At 65.2% G+C, this 16,251-nt stretch carries 15 protein-coding genes; 6 read left to right on the forward strand and 9 right to left on the reverse strand.

The annotated features are described in order from the left end of the window. Positions 1 to 220: 220 nt before the first annotated feature. Positions 221 to 1,477, reverse strand: a complete 1,257-nt coding sequence (locus ACVISU_RS22885) for an aspartate kinase (RefSeq protein WP_050404787.1) — start codon at positions 1,475 to 1,477, stop codon at positions 221 to 223. Positions 1,478 to 1,699: 222 nt separating this feature from the next. Here ACVISU_RS22885 and ACVISU_RS22890 point away from each other — a divergent pair, with 222 nt between their 5' ends. From ACVISU_RS22890 to ACVISU_RS22900, 3 genes are all read left to right on the forward strand, one after another. Beyond that, complete coding sequence (locus tag ACVISU_RS22890; protein WP_050404788.1) at positions 1,700 to 2,167, forward strand: PH domain-containing protein; 468 nt, start codon at positions 1,700 to 1,702, stop codon at positions 2,165 to 2,167. A gap of 12 nt (positions 2,168 to 2,179) precedes the next feature. Beyond that, positions 2,180 to 2,950: a bifunctional 2-polyprenyl-6-hydroxyphenol methylase/3-demethylubiquinol 3-O-methyltransferase UbiG gene (ubiG, locus tag ACVISU_RS22895; protein ID WP_456708397.1), complete on the forward strand. Its 771-nt coding sequence runs from the start codon at positions 2,180 to 2,182 to the stop codon at positions 2,948 to 2,950. Positions 2,951 to 3,180: 230 nt separating this feature from the next. Beyond that, positions 3,181 to 4,080 carry an EamA family transporter gene (locus ACVISU_RS22900; RefSeq protein WP_456708398.1) on the forward strand — a complete coding sequence of 300 codons (900 nt, stop codon included), beginning with the start codon at positions 3,181 to 3,183 and terminating at the stop codon, positions 4,078 to 4,080. Between the two features lies 1 nt (position 4,081). Here the strand turns inward: ACVISU_RS22900 and ACVISU_RS22905 are convergent, their stop codons facing one another. The 5 genes from ACVISU_RS22905 to ACVISU_RS22925 form a co-directional block, all read right to left on the reverse strand. Then, entirely contained in the window at positions 4,082 to 4,522 is a 441-nt protein-coding gene (locus ACVISU_RS22905; RefSeq protein WP_456708399.1) for an EamA family transporter, read from the reverse strand. A 130-nt stretch (positions 4,523 to 4,652) separates the two neighbouring features. Further along, on the reverse strand, positions 4,653 to 5,123 hold the full coding sequence (locus ACVISU_RS22910; RefSeq protein ID WP_050404792.1) for a DUF1178 family protein: 471 nt from the start codon (positions 5,121 to 5,123) through the stop codon (positions 4,653 to 4,655). Then, on the reverse strand, positions 5,120 to 5,998 hold the full coding sequence (locus ACVISU_RS22915) for a carbon-nitrogen hydrolase family protein (protein ID WP_050404793.1): 879 nt from the start codon (positions 5,996 to 5,998) through the stop codon (positions 5,120 to 5,122). Before ACVISU_RS22915 ends, ACVISU_RS22910 begins: the two co-directional genes overlap by 4 nt. Next, positions 5,998 to 6,270, reverse strand: coding sequence for a glutaredoxin 3 (grxC, locus tag ACVISU_RS22920; RefSeq protein WP_050404794.1), 273 nt, complete (start codon positions 6,268 to 6,270; stop codon positions 5,998 to 6,000). The genes ACVISU_RS22915 and grxC overlap by 1 nt, the downstream gene beginning before the upstream one ends. Before the next feature lie 30 nt (positions 6,271 to 6,300). After that, a complete protein-coding gene (locus ACVISU_RS22925) occupies positions 6,301 to 7,110 on the reverse strand; it encodes a ComF family protein (protein WP_050404795.1) in 810 nt (269 codons plus the stop codon). A gap of 78 nt (positions 7,111 to 7,188) precedes the next feature. Here ACVISU_RS22925 and ACVISU_RS22930 point away from each other — a divergent pair, with 78 nt between their 5' ends. Continuing rightward, on the forward strand, positions 7,189 to 8,031 hold the full coding sequence (locus ACVISU_RS22930) for a methyltransferase domain-containing protein (RefSeq protein WP_456708400.1): 843 nt from the start codon (positions 7,189 to 7,191) through the stop codon (positions 8,029 to 8,031). A gap of 509 nt (positions 8,032 to 8,540) precedes the next feature. On the opposite strand, the gene ACVISU_RS22935 is transcribed toward ACVISU_RS22930, so the two are convergent. Continuing rightward, entirely contained in the window at positions 8,541 to 8,951 is a 411-nt protein-coding gene (locus tag ACVISU_RS22935) for a (deoxy)nucleoside triphosphate pyrophosphohydrolase (RefSeq protein WP_050404797.1), read from the reverse strand. Between the two features lie 175 nt (positions 8,952 to 9,126). Between ACVISU_RS22935 and ACVISU_RS22940 the strand changes: the two genes are divergently transcribed. Further along, a complete protein-coding gene (locus ACVISU_RS22940; protein WP_050404798.1) occupies positions 9,127 to 10,455 on the forward strand; it encodes a TadE/TadG family type IV pilus assembly protein in 1,329 nt (442 codons plus the stop codon). A gap of 56 nt (positions 10,456 to 10,511) precedes the next feature. Here the strand turns inward: ACVISU_RS22940 and argJ are convergent, their stop codons facing one another. After that, positions 10,512 to 11,753, reverse strand: coding sequence for a bifunctional glutamate N-acetyltransferase/amino-acid acetyltransferase ArgJ (argJ, locus tag ACVISU_RS22945; protein WP_456708401.1), 1,242 nt, complete (start codon positions 11,751 to 11,753; stop codon positions 10,512 to 10,514). Between the two features lie 258 nt (positions 11,754 to 12,011). Then, on the reverse strand, positions 12,012 to 12,950 hold the full coding sequence (locus ACVISU_RS22950; RefSeq protein ID WP_050404800.1) for a peptidylprolyl isomerase: 939 nt from the start codon (positions 12,948 to 12,950) through the stop codon (positions 12,012 to 12,014). 380 nt (positions 12,951 to 13,330) lie between these two features. Between ACVISU_RS22950 and secA the strand changes: the two genes are divergently transcribed. Then, on the forward strand, positions 13,331 to 16,195 hold the full coding sequence (gene secA / locus ACVISU_RS22955) for a preprotein translocase subunit SecA (RefSeq protein ID WP_050404801.1): 2,865 nt from the start codon (positions 13,331 to 13,333) through the stop codon (positions 16,193 to 16,195). Positions 16,196 to 16,251 lie beyond the last annotated feature (56 nt).

Raw genomic sequence — 16,251 nt, forward strand, 5'->3', positions numbered from 1 at the left:
CCGCTAAGAGAAATTCTAACTCCGGGATGTGGGTACCGGAGGACGGCCGATTCTGAGTTCGCGCGCTGGGACCCATCCCCTCGTCATTCCGGGGCTCGCGAAGCGAGAGCCCGGAATCCATTCATCCACGGAGCATGCGGCCCGATGGATTCCGGCCTCCCGCTTCGCGGGCCCCCGAATGACGAAAGGGGGAGCGCTCGGATGGCGACGGGTAGAAACCCTACGCCTGATCCAGCCCGTACAGCGTGTGCAGCGTGCGCACTGCGAGTTCGGTGTAGGCGGCGTCGATCAGGACCGAGAACTTGATCTCGGAGGTGGTGATGGCACGGATGTTGATGTTGCGCTCGGACAGCGCCTTGAACGCCTTCGCCGCGACGCCGGCATGGCTGCGCATGCCGCTGCCGATTACCGAGACCTTGGCGACGTCGGTCGCGGTGTCGAGCCGGGCATAGCCGATCTTGGCCTTGGCCGAGGTGATGGTGTCCTTGGCGCGGTTGTAGTCGGTGGCCGGCACGGTGAAGGTGAGGTCGGTGGTCTTGCCGTCCTCCGACACGTTCTGCACGATCATGTCGACGTTGATGTTGGCATCCGCGAGCGGCCCGAAGATCGAAGCTGCCACGCCCGGCTTGTCCTCGATCTGGCGCACGGAAATCTGGGCTTCGTCCTTGGTGAAGGCGATGCCGGTGACGACGTGCATTTCCATGATTTCCTCCTCGCTGCAGATCAGCGTGCCCGGCGGCTGGTTGGCGTGCGGGTCGATATCCTCAGGCTTGTCGAAGCTGGAGCGCACGAAGATCGGCATGTTGTGCACCATGCCGAGTTCCACCGAGCGGACCTGCAGCACCTTGGCGCCCTGCGAGGCCAGCTCCAGCATGTCCTCGAACGCGATCTTGTCGAGCCGGCGCGCCTTCGGCACCACGCGCGGATCGGTGGTGTAGACGCCGTCGACATCGGTGTAGATGTCGCAGCGGTCGGCCTTCAGCGCAGCCGCGATCGCCACCGCCGAGGTGTCCGAGCCGCCGCGGCCGAGCGTGGTGATGCGGCCGGTCTGCGGATTGATGCCCTGGAAGCCGGCGATGACGGCGACTTCCTTCCGCTCCTTGAAACGGTCGATGATCTCGCTGCCGTCGATGTCGAGGATGCGCGCCGAAGCGTGCGCGTCCGAGGTCTTGATCGGGATCTGCCAGCCCTGCCACGATCGCGCCTGGATGCCGATGCCCTGCAGCACGATCGCGAGCAGGCCCGAGGTGACCTGTTCGCCGGAGGCGACCACCGCGTCATATTCGCGCGCGTCGTGCATCGGGGAAGCCTCGGTGCACCAGGCCACCAGCTCGTTGGTCTTGCCGGACATCGCCGAGACGACGACGGCGACCTCGTGGCCGGCGTCGACCTCGCGCTTCACGTGCTGGGCGACGTTGCGGATACGATCGATATTGGCGACGGACGTACCGCCGAATTTCATCACGAGGCGGCCCATGACGACGCGTCTATTCCTTTAAGAGGATAAGTAGGTTAACCCACGCCGAAAACCGCAAGCGCCGGCACCGAAAGGCGCGTATACATAGCGCCGCGCCCGGGGGCAAGCCGGTTGGTGGGGGGCTATTGGGGTCCCTTGGGGCTGTTTTGACCGGTTGCGGGCCGGTTGTGGCGCAAGGGTAACTCGGGGCGTAACTCGGGACTGGTTCGAAGGCGGGATTGGATGGGACGCTATATCGACGAAATCCTGCAGCCTGGCGAGAAGGTGCTGTATTCCACCAATGCGCACTGGATCTTCTATTGGCAGGCGATCCTGGCCTGGATCGTTGCCCTGGTGCTGCTGATCGCATCGCGCATGACGACGGTCGACGGCCTCGTTTTGGCGTGCCTTGCCGCCGCCGCCGTGGTTGCTGTCGCGGCGCTGTACTGGACCGCCGCGGCCTGGTTCCACCGCTGGACCACCGAAACCGACGTCACCAACCTCCGCGTCGTCCACAAGACCGGATTCATCAAGCGGCGCACCTTCGAGATGAGCCTCGACAAGGTCGAGAGCGTCGATGTCAACCAGAGCATCCTCGGCCGCATCCTCAATTATGGCGACGTCACGATCCGCGGCGTCGGCGAAGGTTTTGAGAAGATCAGGACCATCGCGTCGCCTTTGGCGTTCCGCAGTTCGATTACCGCGCGATAGGGGCGCGCAACCATGGCCACGCAAACAGCTCTTTCCAGTTCCTCCGCCAATGCCACCGCCAGCTCGGTCGATCCGGCCGAAATCGCAAAATTCTCGAAACTGTCGGATGAATGGTGGGATCCGCGCGGCAAGATGGCGCCGCTGCACAAGATCAACCCGTTACGCCTGACCTATATCCGCGACGCCGCCTGCCGCAAGTTCGAGCGCAACGCCAAGAGCCTGAGCTGCCTGTCCGGCCTGCGCCTGCTCGACATCGGCTGCGGTGCCGGCCTGCTCTGCGAGCCGTTCACCCGGCTGGGGGCCCAGGTGGTCGGGATCGATCCGTCCGCCACCAACATCGCGGCCGCGAAGCTTCACGCCGACAAGGGCCACCTGTCGATCGACTACCGCTGCACCACGGTGGAGGAGATGGACGCGCGCGAGCGCTTCGACATCGTGCTGGCGATGGAGGTGGTCGAGCACGTCGTCGACGTCGGCGCCTTCATCAAGCGCTGCGCCGCGATGCTCAAGCCGGGCGGGTTGATGGTGGTCTCGACCTTGAACCGCAACTGGAAGAGCTTTGCGCTGGCGATCGTCGGCGCCGAATACGTGCTGCGTTGGCTGCCGCGCGGCACCCATGAGTGGAGCAAGTTCGTCACCCCCGCCGAGCTCGACCGCTATCTCGGCGACGTCAATCTCACCGTCACCGAACAGGCCGGCGTGGTCTACAACCCGCTCGCCGACAAATGGAGCATCTCGTCCGACATGGACGTGAACTACATGGTGGTGGCGGAGGAGGTGTAGCTTTCACCTCGCCCCGGTTATGGGGAATCCGTAGCCCGGATGGAGCGCAGCGCAATCCGGGACTCCTTCGTCCGCGGTGAAGCTGGCCCCGGATTGCGCTTCGCTTCATCCGGGCTACGGGGAGTTTGCGGACGTCGCGCAATCCAGTCATGCACCGTCTCGATTGACCGCCTCGACCGCAATCGGCACGCTGTGCGTGTACTCCCGCCGCACGCTTTGCCTTTTCCCACATGTTCACGATCGCCTCGCTCTGGATTCCCTTCACCATCGTCGCTGCGTTCGGGCAGGTGGCGCGCAATGCGATGCAGCGGCATCTCACCGGGCCGCTCGGGACCTGGGGCGCGACCAATATCCGCTTCCTGTTCGGGCTGCCGTTCGCGGTGGTGTTCTTCGTGCTGGCGGTGCTGCTGACCAGCGACCGCCTGCCGTGGCCGGCGGCCTCGTTCTGGCCGTGGCTGGTGGCCGGCGCGCTCAGCCAGATCGTCGGCACCGGCTTCATGCTGCTGGCGATGAACGACCGCTCCTTCGTGGTGACCACGGCCTACATGAAGACCGAGGCGATCCAGACCGCGATCTTCGGCTTCATCTTCCTCGGCGACCATCTGACGACATCAAAGGTGATCGCGATCGTGACCGCGACCATCGGCGTCGTCATCACCGCGCTGCGGCCTGGCGGGCAGAAGAGCTTTGCCGATCTGCGCCCGACGGTGCTCGGCCTCGGCGCCGCCGCGGTGTTCGCGATCTCGGCGGTGAGTTTTCGCGGCGCCATCATCGCGGTGCCCGGCGTCTCGTTCGTGACGGCGGCCTCCTACACGCTGATGTGGAGCCTCTTCGTCCAGACGCTGATCCTGTCGGTCTATCTGTTGCTGCGCGCGCCCGACGTGCTGCGCAAAATTCTCGGCCTGTGGCGGCCCTCGATGTTCGCGGGCTTCATGGGCGCGTTCTCCTCGCAGTCCTGGTTCCTGGCATTCGCGCTCACCGCCGCCGCCAATGTGCGCACGCTGGCACTGATCGAGGTGCTGTTCGCGCAGGGCGTGGCGTACTTCTCGCTCAAGCAGCCGGTCTCGCTGCGCGAGGTTTTCGGCATCGTCCTGATCGTGATCGGCGTCGCGCTGCTGATCGCAGCTTAGATCAGCCTTTCACGGCAATCAGCACCGCGCCGGCCGAGATCAGCGCGATCCCGACCCAGCCATAGGCCGAGGGGCGCTCGCCGAGAAAGACCGCGCCGAACAGCGCCACCAGCACCACGCTCAGCTTGTCGATCGGCGCGACCAGCGTCGCCGGCCCGAGCTTGAGTGCGCGGAAATAGCAGATCCACGACGCGCCGGTGCCGAGCCCGGACAGCAGCAGAAACAGCCAGCTTTTGGTCGAGATCGGCCCGGACTGCGTGAACTGTCCGGTCGCGAACAGGATCGCCGACAGCGTGATCAGCACGACCACGGTGCGGATCAGGGTGGCGAGATCGGAGTTGATGCCCTCGACGCCGACCTTGGCAAAGATCGCGGTCAGCGCGGCGAACACGGCCGAGAGAAAGGCCCAGACCTGCCAGGAGGAGAAGGTTTCGGGGGTCATCGGTACGCTCGGCCGGTTTAGCTCACCCGTCATTGCGAGCGAAGCGAAGCAATCCATAGCGCAACAAGCACGAAGCTGGATTGCTTCGTCGCTTCGCTCCTCGCAATGACGAGGATAGAAGCGGCTCGCCCTAATTCCGGTCTTCCGGCAGCGTCGGCAGCGGCGAGACCTCGACGCCTTCGTCGATCAGCGCGCGCGCCTCCTCGGGCGAGGCCTCGCCGTAGATCGGCCGGTGCTCGATATCGCCGTAATGCATCTTGCGCGCCTCGTTGGGGAAGCGGTCGCCGACATTGTCGGCGTTCCTGACGATATGGTCGCGCAGTTCCTTCAGCTTGCTGCGCAGCTCGCGCTCCTGCGCCATCATCAGCGAGGTCGATTCATTCGGCGTCGTCTCGACGGGCGCAGCCGGCGCCGTGCGGGCCTGCTCGCGGCCTTTCTTGCTGACGACCCGCGGCGCCATGATGGCGCGCTCGATCTTGTCGGAGCCGCAGGACGGGCAATCGATCAGGTGACGCCGCTCCTGCGATTCATAGGCCGCGGAGCTCTGGAACCAGCTCTCGAACTGATGGCCGCGCTCGCAGCGCAGCGTGTAGCGGATCATGCCGAGCCTCGGACGAGGTGCAGATGCTCCGGGCCGGCCTTGGGGTCGGCGATGCCGAAACGCCTGCCGTGCTGAAGTGAGGGGATCGTCTTGCGCGCGGTCTCGACCTTGGCGGGATCGATCTGGGCCAGGAACACGCCCGGCTCGACGCCGCCCTCGGCCAGGATCTCGCCCCAGGGGTCGATGATCAGCGAATGGCCGAAGGTCTCGCGCTTGTTCTCATGCAGGCCGGCCTGCGCCGCGGCGAACACGAAGCAGCCGGTCTCGATGGCGCGGGCGCGCAGCAGCGTGTGCCAGTGCGCTTCGCCGGTCTTGCGGGTGAAGGCAGACGGAACCGTGAGGAACGACGCGCCGGCTTCGGCAAGGGCGCGATAGAGCGCCGGGAAGCGCACGTCGTAGCAGATCGTCAGGCCGATCCGGCCCCAGGGCAGGTCGGAGATCACAGCGGTCTCGCCGGGCTGGTAGTTGGCCGATTCGCGATAGCTCTCGCCACCCGGCAGGTCGATATCGAACATATGGATCTTGTCGTAGCTCGCGAGCACATTGCCCTCGGGCCCGATCAGGAACGAGCGGTTGACCGCCTTCTCCGGCGAGTAGCGCAGCGCCAGCGAGCCGATATGCAGATGGATCTTCAGTTCGGCGGCCAGTGCCCGATAGGCCTGCAGCGACTTGTCGTCCTCTTCGCTCGCCAGATGTTCGAACAGCGCCTTGCGGTTCAGCTGCATCATGTTGCTGACCTCGGGGGTCAGCACATACTTCGCGCCCTGCGCTGCCGCTTCGCGGATCAGCCGCGTGCCCTGCTCGAGGCTCGGCTCGGGCAGCAATCCGGTGCGCATCTGCACCATGGCGGCGGTGAAGATATTGTCCGTGCTCATCAGGCGCCGCCTCCGTTGCTGAGCAGGCCGTCGAGCTTGCCCTCGCGGTCGAGCGCGTAGAGCTCGTCGCAGCCGCCGACATGGGTCGTGCCGATGAAGATCTGCGGGAAGGTCGAACCCGCGCCGGCGCGATCGTACATCTCGTCGCGGTAGGCCGGGTTGCTGGCGACGCTGAGTTCGGTGAACGCGGCATTCTTGCGCGTCAACAGCGATTTGGCCGCGGTGCAATAGCCGCAGCCCGGGCGGGTGTAGATTTCGATGGCAGCGGTCATGGTGTGCTCGGTTGAACCTGAAGTTACAGATTATATGGGAGCGCGGTGGGTATCGACAACCCGGGCGAACACTAGGACGTCGACCTGCGCGGCTTTGGCGCGGAGCAGTGCCCGCGCGCAGGCATCCACTGTCGCGCCGGAGGTCAGGACGTCGTCGACCAGGATCACACGGCGGCCCTGGATATCAGCCTTGCGTTCATCGGCGACCCCGAATGCGCCCTGCACATTGCTGGCGCGGTCCTTGCGCGACAGTCCGATCTGCTGCTCGGTGGCGCGGGTGCGCCGCAGCGCCTCGGAGACCATTTTGACACCGCTCTGGCGCGCGATCACCTTGGCGAGCGCGCCGGACTGGTTGTAGCGCCGGCTCCAGCCGCGTCGCCAATGCAGGGGAACCGGCACCAGCATGTCGGCATCTGCTAGCAATTCCTTCCCCGCGCGCGCCATCCAGCGGCCCATTGTTGGCGCGAGATCGGTGCGATCCTGGTATTTCAATGCGTGCACCAGGGTGCGCGCGACGTCGTCATAGCGCACCGCGGCGCGGGCGCGCTGGTAGGCCGGCGGATTGGCGATCGCCTCCATCGACAGCAGCTCGGGCCCGGGATCGTAGACGAAGGGAATCCCGAGCCGCGGGCAAAACGGCGGCGCGATGAACGACAATTTGGCCCAGCAGCCCGCGCAGACGCCTTCGCCATGAACCGGCTCGCGGCACGACACGCACAGCGTCGGCAGCGCAATGTCGAGCGCGAGCCGCGCGGTATGCAGCCACGCCCCGCCGACTGCGCCGAACGCGCGCTGGATGTGACCGGAAATGGAGCGTGTCGGTGATGTCTCGGCGTCCATAGCCGATGAGGCTAGCGTTTGAGCCGCACGGGCTCAAGGCGCATTGCCAGTGGCGGCAGTCCGGCGTAACCAGCGCGGATGGCACCGACCCCGGCCACGGCCCCCGTCCTGTTCGATCGCGCACTGCTTGGCGCGCGGCTGGCGCGCGCGCAGGTCGCGGGGGCGGCGACGTTCCTGCTCGAGCGCGCCACCGAAGACATGGCCGACCGGTTGCTTGCGGTGTCGCGCAGCTTTTCGTCCGCGGCCGACATCTGGACGCCGGGCGATGGGCTGGCGGACGCCGTGCGCGCACGGGTCGGATCGGTCGAACCGATCGGCTTCAGCGAGGTGGAAGCGCTTGGTCTAGCGCCCGAGTCGCTCGATCTGGTGGTCTCCGCGCTCGCCCTCCAGTTCGTCAACGATCTGCCGGGCGTGCTGGCGCAGATCCGGCGGGCGTTGAGGCCGGACGGGCTGCTGCTCGCTGCGATGCTCGGCGGCGACACGCTGACCGAGCTCAGGCAGAGCTTTGCTGCGGCGGAGGCCGAATGCGAAGGCGGGGTGTCGCCGCGCGTCGCGCCGTTCGCCGATCTGCGAGATATCGGCGCGCTGTTGCAGCGGGCCGGTTTTGCGCTGCCCGTCACCGACGTGGACCGCGTCGTGGTGCGCTATGCCAGCGCGTTCGCTCTGATGCAGGACTTGAGGCGCATGGGCGCGACCAATGTGCTGCGCGAGCGCCGCCATACGCCGACCCGGCGCGCCACCATGCTGCGGATGGCGCAGATCTACGGCGAGCGCTTCGCCGACCCCGACGGCCGCATCCGCGCCACCTTCGACATCGTCTGGCTGTCCGGCTGGGCGCCGCATGACAGCCAGCCGAAGCCGCTCAAGCCGGGCTCGGCGAAGGCGAGCCTTGAGGCCGCGGTGAAAGGCACGAAGCGCTGAAGCGTGAGGTGAGCACGCTGTTCAGGCTCCCTCTCCCCTTGTGGGAGAGGGTTGGGAGAGGGGTAGCCCCGGGCGAAATACGAGTGTGATCATCGCTTCTTCAACCTGCGCCCGTCTTCAAGATGCATGCCGAGAGAGCGCGCCGTGTGGCACCCCTCTCCCCAGCCCTCCCCCGCAAGGCGGGAGGGAGCCCGTCAAGCGTGCGTCCCTTACGGTTGGCCCGCTTAGCGGCGCCGGCGAAATAACAGCAATCGCAGCAGCAGTGCGGCTGTTGCCGTTGCCCACCTTTCTCCGAATCGCAGTTGTCCATGCCAGCCAACCTCTCTTATGAGGCCGCCGAGTGGGCGTCTAAGCGATTTCGGAATAATGGAATTATGCCGGTGAGTTGCCCGACGTGTCAAGCCGCCTGATCGAACGCCGACGATACCGCCGGCTACTGTGCATGGGGTTGTTTTCAATAATTTGGATAGCCGCTTCCCCCGCAAGCGGGGCGGGAGAGGCGAAGCCGATCACAGCAGCAGATCGATCAGATGCGGCAGCAGCGGGATGTCCGCCGGCGGCATCGGGTAGTCGCGCAGCTTGTTGGCGCGTACCCAGGCGAGGTTCTGTCCCTCGCGCGCCACCGCCATGCCCTCCCAGCGGCGGCAGATGTAGAGCGGCATCAGCAAATGGAAGGTCTCGTAGGCATGGCTGGCGAAGGTCAGCGGCGCGAGGCACGGCTCGCTCACGGTGATGCCGATCTCCTCGTGCAGCTCGCGGATCAGGGTCTGTTCCGGCCGCTCGCCGGGCTCGATCTTGCCGCCGGGGAATTCCCACAGCCCCGCCAATGCCTTGCCTTCGGGACGCTGCGCCAGCAGCACGCGCTTGTCGGCATCGACCAGCGCGCAGGCGACGACGAGGGTCAGCTTGATGTCGGCCATGCAGCACGAATGTTCCTTGTTGTTGCAAGCTTTCATTAACCAGCAACGCGCCATCGGCCAAACGATTTGTGCCTGCGCGCTTTTTCTGCATTCGCGATAAGCCGGCCTTAATGCGCCGCCGGCAGGGTGAAGGTCCTGATTTATCAGCCTATCAATTTCTCTGCCGATATAACCCATGCGCACCTTGCTCCGGACCGTCAGCCGTTTCCGCCGCGATCGCTCTGGCAACATCGCGATGATCTTTGGCCTGGCCCTGCTGCCGATCCTCGTCGCGGTCGGATGTGCGGTCGACTATTCCCGCGCCAACCAGATCCGCAGCAAGCTAATATCGGCCGCCGACGCGGCGAGCGTCGGATCGGTCGCCAAGGCATCGCCCGGCTTCATCGCGGCCGGCGCCATGACCTCGGACGGCGAGATTTCGGCCGGCGAGGCCGACGCGAAGAATATCTTCAACGGCAATATCTTCAACCAGAACGGTTTCACGCTGACCAAGGTGACGCCGACCATGACCAAGAGCGGCAGCACCATCACCTCGACGGTCCAGTTCACCGCAGATGTCCCGACCATGTTCCTCAGCGTGCTGGGGCGGAGCAAGGTGTCGGTGTCGGGCACCTCGACCTCGACCGCGAACATGCCGCTCTATATCGATTTCTATCTGCTGCTGGACAATTCGCCGTCGATGGGGGTCGCAGCGACGCCCGCCGACGTGACCAAGATGGTCAACAACACGCCGGACCAGTGCGCGTTCGCCTGTCACGACTACAACGATCCCAACAACTACTACAATCTCGCCAAGACGCTCGGCGTGACGACGCGGATCGACGTGCTGCGCAGCGCGACGCAGCAGCTGATGGACACCGCCGCGAACACCGCGACCTATGCCAGCCAGTACCGGATGGCGATCTACGATTTCGGCGCCTCGTCGGCGACGATCGGCCTGCGCGCGCTGTTCACACTGTCGACCAGCCTGTCGAGCGCCAAGACCGCGGCCGGTAACATCGACCTGATGGGCGTCTATGGCAACAACGACTCGTACACCGCCGACAAGGACAGCCAGTTCTCGACGGTGCTTCCGGCCATCAGCAACGCGATCAGCGCGCCGGGGCCCGGCACCGCGGCCGCGCCGATGAAGTACCTGTTCTTCGTGTCCGATGGCGTCGCCGACGAGCCGAATGCAAGCTGCCTGAAGCCGATCACCGGCAGCAATCGCTGCCAGTCGCCGATCAATCCGGCGCTCTGCGATGCGATCAAGAAGCGCAACATCAAGATCGCGGTGCTCTACACCACCTATCTGCAACTGCCGACCAACAACTGGTACATGACCTGGATCGATCCGTTCAACCAGGGTCCGTTCGGGCCGTCGCCGAACAGCCAGATCGCGCAGAACATGCAGGCCTGCGCCTCGCCGGGCTTCTATTTCGAGGTCAGCCCGACCCAGGGCATCGCGGATGCGATGAACGCGCTGTTCAAGAAGGCGGTCGCCGACGCGCGGATTTCGAGCTGACGCCATCGGCGTCATTCCGGGTTCTCGCTTCGCGAGCCCCGGAATGACAGTGACTACTATGACCGATAGTCGCCGTTGATCGCGACGTATTCCTTGGTGAGGTCGCAGGTCAGCACGCGGTCTTTTGCCTTGCCGAGGCCGAGCGCGACCTTGATCTGGATCTTCGGCGCCTTCATCGCCTCCGACACCTCCTTCTCGTTGTAGGACGGATCGCGCGCGCCGCTCTTGGCGACGCGGATGCCGTTGAAGGAGATCGAGAGCTTGTCCCGGTTGGCGGGCTCGCCGGCCTTGCCGACCGCCATCACGACGCGGCCCCAATTGGCGTCCTCGCCGGCGATCGCGGTCTTCACCAGCGGCGAATTGGCGATCGACATCGCGATTCTGCGCGCCGACGGTTTTGTCGTGGCGCCCTCGACCACGACCTCGACCAGCTTGCGCGCGCCCTCGCCGTCGCGCGCCACCTGTTCGGACAGATCGGCGAGGATCTGCTGGAATGCCTTGGTGAAGGCCTTCAGGCGCGGGTCGCTGGCGCGCGAGATCTTCGGCGCACCGTTGGCAGCCGCAGCGCCGGTCGCAAACGCCAGCAGCGTGTCCGAGGTCGAGGTGTCGCCGTCGATGGTTAGCGCATTGAAGGTGTCCTCGACGCCGGCCTTGAGCAGGGATTGCAGCACCGATGCCGAAAGCGGCGCGTCGGTGAAGATGAAGGACAGCATGGTCGCCATGTCGGGCATGATCATGCCGGCGCCCTTGGCCATGCCGTTGATCGTCACCTTGGCCTTGCCGAGTCTCACCGTCGCGGTCGCGACCTTCGGGAAGGTGTCGGTGGTCATGATCGCCTTGGCCGCGTCCATCCAGAGGTCGGGAGTCGCGGTCTCGGCGAGCTGTGCCAGCACGCCGTCGAACTTGCTGGCGTCGAGCGGCTCGCCGATCACGCCGGTGGAGGCGAGGAACACGTCCGACGTCGAGCAGCCGACCGCCTTCGCCGCGATCTGCGCGGTCAGCGCGGTGGAGGCCTTGCCGGTCTTGCCGGTGAAGGCATTGGCATTGCCGGAATTGACCACCAGGGCGCGCGCAGCCCCGCCCTTCAGCTTGGCGCGGCACCATTCGACCGGCGCCGACGGGCATTTCGACTTGGTGAAGACGCCGGCGACCGTAGTGCCCTTGTCCAGCAGCGCGAGCAGCACGTCGGTACGCCCCTTGTAGCGGATGCCGGCGGCAGCGGTCGCAAGCCGCACACCCGCGATCACGGGCATCTCGGGGACGTCGGGCGGGGCGAGGGGGGAGACGGCGGTGGACATGGGAGGCTTCCGGCTACGGGGAGGGAAGCGCTGCATAACATCTCGCCGTGAGAAGCGGGAGAGGGCTCGGGCGTGAACGGGCTGTCATCAATTGTTCAAGGAAGCCGTAGCCCGGATGGAGCGAAGCGCAATCCGGGGCCGCTGTCACTGCGGATGGTCTGCCCCGGATTTCGCTTCGCTCCATCCGGGCTACGAGGGCGCCGCAAAAGCAAATGGCCGGGACATGCCCGGCCATCGCAACTGCAACGTTCGAGAAGCTTACTTCTTCGCCGGCGCCATCTTGTTGTCGGCGGGCTTCGGCGCATCCTTGGCGGCATCGGCCGGAGCGGCGGCGTCCTTGGCCGCATCGGCCGGCTTGTCCATGCGCTCGACCTTGGCGGCCTCGCGCAGCTTGGCGACGTAGTCGGCCTGGGCCTTGCGGGTCACATAGGTCTCGATCTGGGCCTTCACCTGCTCGAAGTCCGGCGCCTTGCGGTTGCGCTTTTCCTCGACCTTGATGATGTGCCAGCCGAACTGCGACTTGACCGGATCGGAGATCTTGCCCGGCTCGAGCGTGAAGGCGACCGCGGAGAATTCCGGCACCATCTGCTCCTTGGTGAAGAAGCCGAGGTCGCCGCCGTCGGAGGCGCCGGGGTCCTTGGACTTCTTCTTGGCGAGCTCGGCGAAGTCGGCGCCCTTGTCGAGCTCGGCCTTGATCGCCTTGGCCTCGTCCTCGGTCTCGACCAGGATGTGGCGGGCGCGCACCTCCTGCTCGCCGGTGATCTGCTTGGAGGCCTCTTCATAGACCTTCTTCATGGCGTCGTCGGTGGTCGCGGCCTTGCCCTCGCTGGCAAGCAGGCTGTCCATCAACAGGCGGTTGCGGGTGAAGGCGAGCCGCTTCTTGAAGTCGTCATTGTTCTCGATCTTCTTGTCCTCGGCGGCCTTGGACACGATCTTCATGTCGATCAGGAAGGACAGCACGTTGTCCTTGCGGGTCGAGGGGTCCATCTGCTGCAGGCTCGGGCCGAGTTCCTCCTCGGCGAGCGCCACGTCGCTGGCATGGATCTCGGAACCGTTCACCTTCGCCAGCACCGGGTCGGATTCCGCGGCGCGGACCGGCAGGCCGGCAGCCAGCACTGCGACAAGACAGCCCGTGGCGGCCAGGGTGGCGAGGCCGAGGCGCAGGCCGGTTTTGGTTTCCGGAGGCGAGGTGGTCATGCAAAATCCTTGTCTCAAAGGGGGGAAGCTCGAGCGGGGCGGACACTCGCCCAATCGTGTTACATTGGCAACGCGAAAGTCTTGTCAAAATGATGAATTCCTTGACATCTTGGCGGCGTTGACAACCCCCTGACCGGGCCATATCTCTGGCAGACCGTGTCAGCGGCGAGAGCGCTTATTTTGCTGCGTTTTTCGCCGTTGAACCCAGGATGGCCCGTTTCCCACTCAATTGGCGGAGGAGCCCCGGGTCGGGGCTCGAACCGTAGCGCGTCACGGTGAGTTGATAGGCGATCCGGCGGACCATCTCAGGCTGTATTCCAAGACTTGAAATTCAACACTGAACCAAGACCGAACTCGAGACCGAAGAACAGGAATTTCGCATGATCGGCGCGCTCGCCCGCAAGTTTTTCGGCTCCGCCAACGACCGTCGGGTCAAGGGGTATCAGTCCCGCGTCAGCGCCATCAACGCCCTGGAGCCAGAACTCGTCAAACTGACGGACGACCAGCTGAAGGCCCGCACCGCCGAGTTCAAGCAGCAGCTCGCCGGCGGCAAGACGCTCGACGACATCCTGGTCCCGGCCTTCGCCACGGTGCGCGAGGCGGCCAAGCGGACGCTCGGCCAGCGCCATTTCGACGTCCAGCTGATCGGCGGCATGGTGCTGCACGAGGGCGACATCGCCGAGATGAAGACCGGCGAAGGCAAGACCCTGGTTGCGACCCTCGCGGTCTACCTCAACGCGCTCGCCGGCAAGGGCGTCCATGTCGTCACCGTCAACGACTACCTCGCCCGCCGCGACTCCGGCTGGATGGGCCAGATCTATGCGTTCCTCGGGCTGACCACCGGCGTGATCGTGCACGGTCTCGATGACGCCGAGCGCAAGGCGGCCTATGCCTGCGACATCACCTACGGCACCAACAACGAATACGGCTTCGACTATCTGCGCGACAACATGAAGTACCGCCTGGAGGACATGGTCCAGCGCGAGCATTTCTACGCGATCGTCGACGAAGTCGATTCCATCCTGATCGACGAAGCGCGCACGCCGCTGATCATCTCCGGCCCGCTCGACGACCGTTCGGATTTCTACAACACCATCGACACCTTCATGCCGAAGCTCGTCAAGAAGGACGACTACGAGGTCGACGAGAAGCAGCGCACGGTGACGCTGACCGAAGGCGGCATGGAGAAGCTCGAGAACCTGCTGCGCGACGCCGGACAGCTCAAGGGCGATTCGCTGTACGACGTCGAGAACGTCTCCGTCGTGCACCACGTCAACCAGGCGCTGCGCGCGCACACGCTGTTCACCCGCGACAAGGATTACATCGTCCGTGACGACGAGGTGGTCATCATCGACGAGTTCACCGGCCGCATGATGCAGGGCCGGCGCTATTCGGAGGGCCTACACCAGGCGCTGGAAGCCAAGGAGCACGTCACGGTCCAGCCCGAGAACCAGACGCTGGCCTCGATCACCTTCCAGAACTATTTCCGGATGTACCAGAAGCTGTCCGGCATGACCGGCACGGCACTGACCGAAGCCGACGAGCTGTTCGACATCTACAAGCTCGAGGTCGTCGAGATCCCGACCAACCTGCCGGTGGCGCGTCTCGACGAGGACGACGAGGTCTACCGCACCCAGAACGAGAAATACGCCGCGATCCTTGCCGAGATCGAGCGCGCCAACAAGCGGCTGCAGCCGGTGCTGGTCGGCACGGCGTCGATCGAGAAATCGGAAGTGCTGGCCGAGTACCTCAAGAAGCACGGCTACAAGCAGATCGATTTCACCGCCGAATCCGGCATGGAGAAGCTCTATGCTGCCGCGCGCGCCGGCAAGCCGGCAAAGCTGTTCGCGGTGCTGAACGCGCGCTTCCACGAGCAGGAAGCCTATATCGTCGCCGAAGCCGGCGTGCCGGGCGCGATCACGATCGCGACCAACATGGCCGGCCGCGGCACCGACATCAAGCTCGGCGGCTCGCTCGAGATGCGGATCCAGCAGGAGACCGCCGCGATCACCGACGAAGCCGAGAAGGCCAGGAAGATCGAGCAGATCAAGGCCGACATCGAGCGCTTCCGCGAGATCGTGCTGAAGGCGGAGGAGGATTTCGAGGTCGAGCCCGCCAAGGGCAACAAGCCCGCCAAGACCGTGAAGAAGCCGGGCGGCCTCTACATCATCGGCTCCGAGCGCCACGAATCCCGCCGCATCGACAACCAGCTGCGCGGCCGTTCCGGCCGTCAGGGCGACCCCGGCCGCTCGAAGTTCTTCCTGTCGCTGGAAGACGACCTGATGCGTATCTTCGGCTCCGACCGGCTCGACAGCATGCTGCAGCGGCTCGGCCTGCAGGAAGGCGAGGCCATCATCCATCCCTGGATCAACAAGGCGCTCGAGAAGGCGCAGCAGAAGGTCGAGGCGCGCAACTTCGACATCCGCAAGAACCTCTTGAAGTTCGACAACGTCCAGAACGATCAGCGCAAGGTGATCTTCGACCAGCGCGTCGACCTGATGAAGGACGACAGCGTCGTCGAGACCGTGACCGACATGCGCCATGCCTTCGTCGAGGACGTGGTCGCCAAGCACATCCCCGAGCACGCCTATGCCGAGCAATGGGACACCGCGGGCCTCAAGGAAGAGCTGAAGCGCGTGCTCGACGTCGACCTGCCGGTCGATGAGTGGGCCAAGGAAGAGGGCATCGCCGACGAGGAACTGCTGACGCGCATCGAGAATCACGTCGACGAGCGGATGGCGGCCAAGGTCGCGCAGTGGGGCCCCGACGTGATGCGTTACGTCGAGAAGACCATCCTGTTGCAGACGCTCGACCATCTCTGGCGCGAGCACCTGATCATGCTGGATCATCTGCGCCAGGTGATCGGCCTGCGCGGCTATGGCCAGCGCGATCCGTTGCAGGAGTACAAGACCGAAGCCTTCAATCTCTTCCAGGAGATGAGCGCGCATCTGCGCGAGGCGGTCACCGCCCAGCTGATGCGGGTCGAGATCGTGCCGCCGGACGAGCCGCCGCAGCCGCTGCCGCCGATGGAAGCGCACAAGCTCGATCCCAACACCGGCGAGGACGAGTTCGCCCAAGCCCGCCTGACCGAGGCCACCTACGCCCAGGCCTCGCTGGCGCCCGCCATGTCCGCCGCCGACCGCAATCCGAACGACCCGGCAAGCTGGGGCAAGGTCGGCCGCAACGAGGACTGCCCCTGCGGGTCAGGCAAGAAGTACAAGCACTGCCACGGCCGGTACGCGTAAGCCGCCGCAGGCTCCGACGCGGCGGGCGCCTGGCCCGCCGTCGAGGCTACATCGCC

This window comes from Bradyrhizobium sp. USDA 4452 (genome assembly GCF_054063575.1).

Excerpts from the sequence above, each read along its gene's own strand:
- ACVISU_RS22885 (WP_050404787.1), bottom strand. The coding sequence starts at position 1,477 with ATGGGCCGCCTCGTGATGAAATTCGGCGGTACGTCCGTCGCCAATATC.
- ACVISU_RS22890 (WP_050404788.1), top strand. The coding sequence starts at position 1,700 with ATGGGACGCTATATCGACGAAATCCTGCAGCCTGGCGAGAAGGTGCTG.
- ubiG (WP_456708397.1), top strand. The coding sequence starts at position 2,180 with ATGGCCACGCAAACAGCTCTTTCCAGTTCCTCCGCCAATGCCACCGCC.
- ACVISU_RS22900 (WP_456708398.1), top strand. The coding sequence starts at position 3,181 with ATGTTCACGATCGCCTCGCTCTGGATTCCCTTCACCATCGTCGCTGCG.
- ACVISU_RS22905 (WP_456708399.1), bottom strand. The coding sequence starts at position 4,522 with ATGACCCCCGAAACCTTCTCCTCCTGGCAGGTCTGGGCCTTTCTCTCG.
- ACVISU_RS22910 (WP_050404792.1), bottom strand. The coding sequence starts at position 5,123 with ATGATCCGCTACACGCTGCGCTGCGAGCGCGGCCATCAGTTCGAGAGC.
- ACVISU_RS22915 (WP_050404793.1), bottom strand. The coding sequence starts at position 5,998 with ATGAGCACGGACAATATCTTCACCGCCGCCATGGTGCAGATGCGCACC.
- grxC (WP_050404794.1), bottom strand. The coding sequence starts at position 6,270 with ATGACCGCTGCCATCGAAATCTACACCCGCCCGGGCTGCGGCTATTGC.
- ACVISU_RS22925 (WP_050404795.1), bottom strand. The coding sequence starts at position 7,110 with ATGGACGCCGAGACATCACCGACACGCTCCATTTCCGGTCACATCCAG.
- ACVISU_RS22930 (WP_456708400.1), top strand. The coding sequence starts at position 7,189 with ATGGCACCGACCCCGGCCACGGCCCCCGTCCTGTTCGATCGCGCACTG.
- ACVISU_RS22935 (WP_050404797.1), bottom strand. The coding sequence starts at position 8,951 with ATGGCCGACATCAAGCTGACCCTCGTCGTCGCCTGCGCGCTGGTCGAT.
- ACVISU_RS22940 (WP_050404798.1), top strand. The coding sequence starts at position 9,127 with ATGCGCACCTTGCTCCGGACCGTCAGCCGTTTCCGCCGCGATCGCTCT.
- argJ (WP_456708401.1), bottom strand. The coding sequence starts at position 11,753 with ATGTCCACCGCCGTCTCCCCCCTCGCCCCGCCCGACGTCCCCGAGATG.
- ACVISU_RS22950 (WP_050404800.1), bottom strand. The coding sequence starts at position 12,950 with ATGACCACCTCGCCTCCGGAAACCAAAACCGGCCTGCGCCTCGGCCTC.
- secA (WP_050404801.1), top strand. The coding sequence starts at position 13,331 with ATGATCGGCGCGCTCGCCCGCAAGTTTTTCGGCTCCGCCAACGACCGT.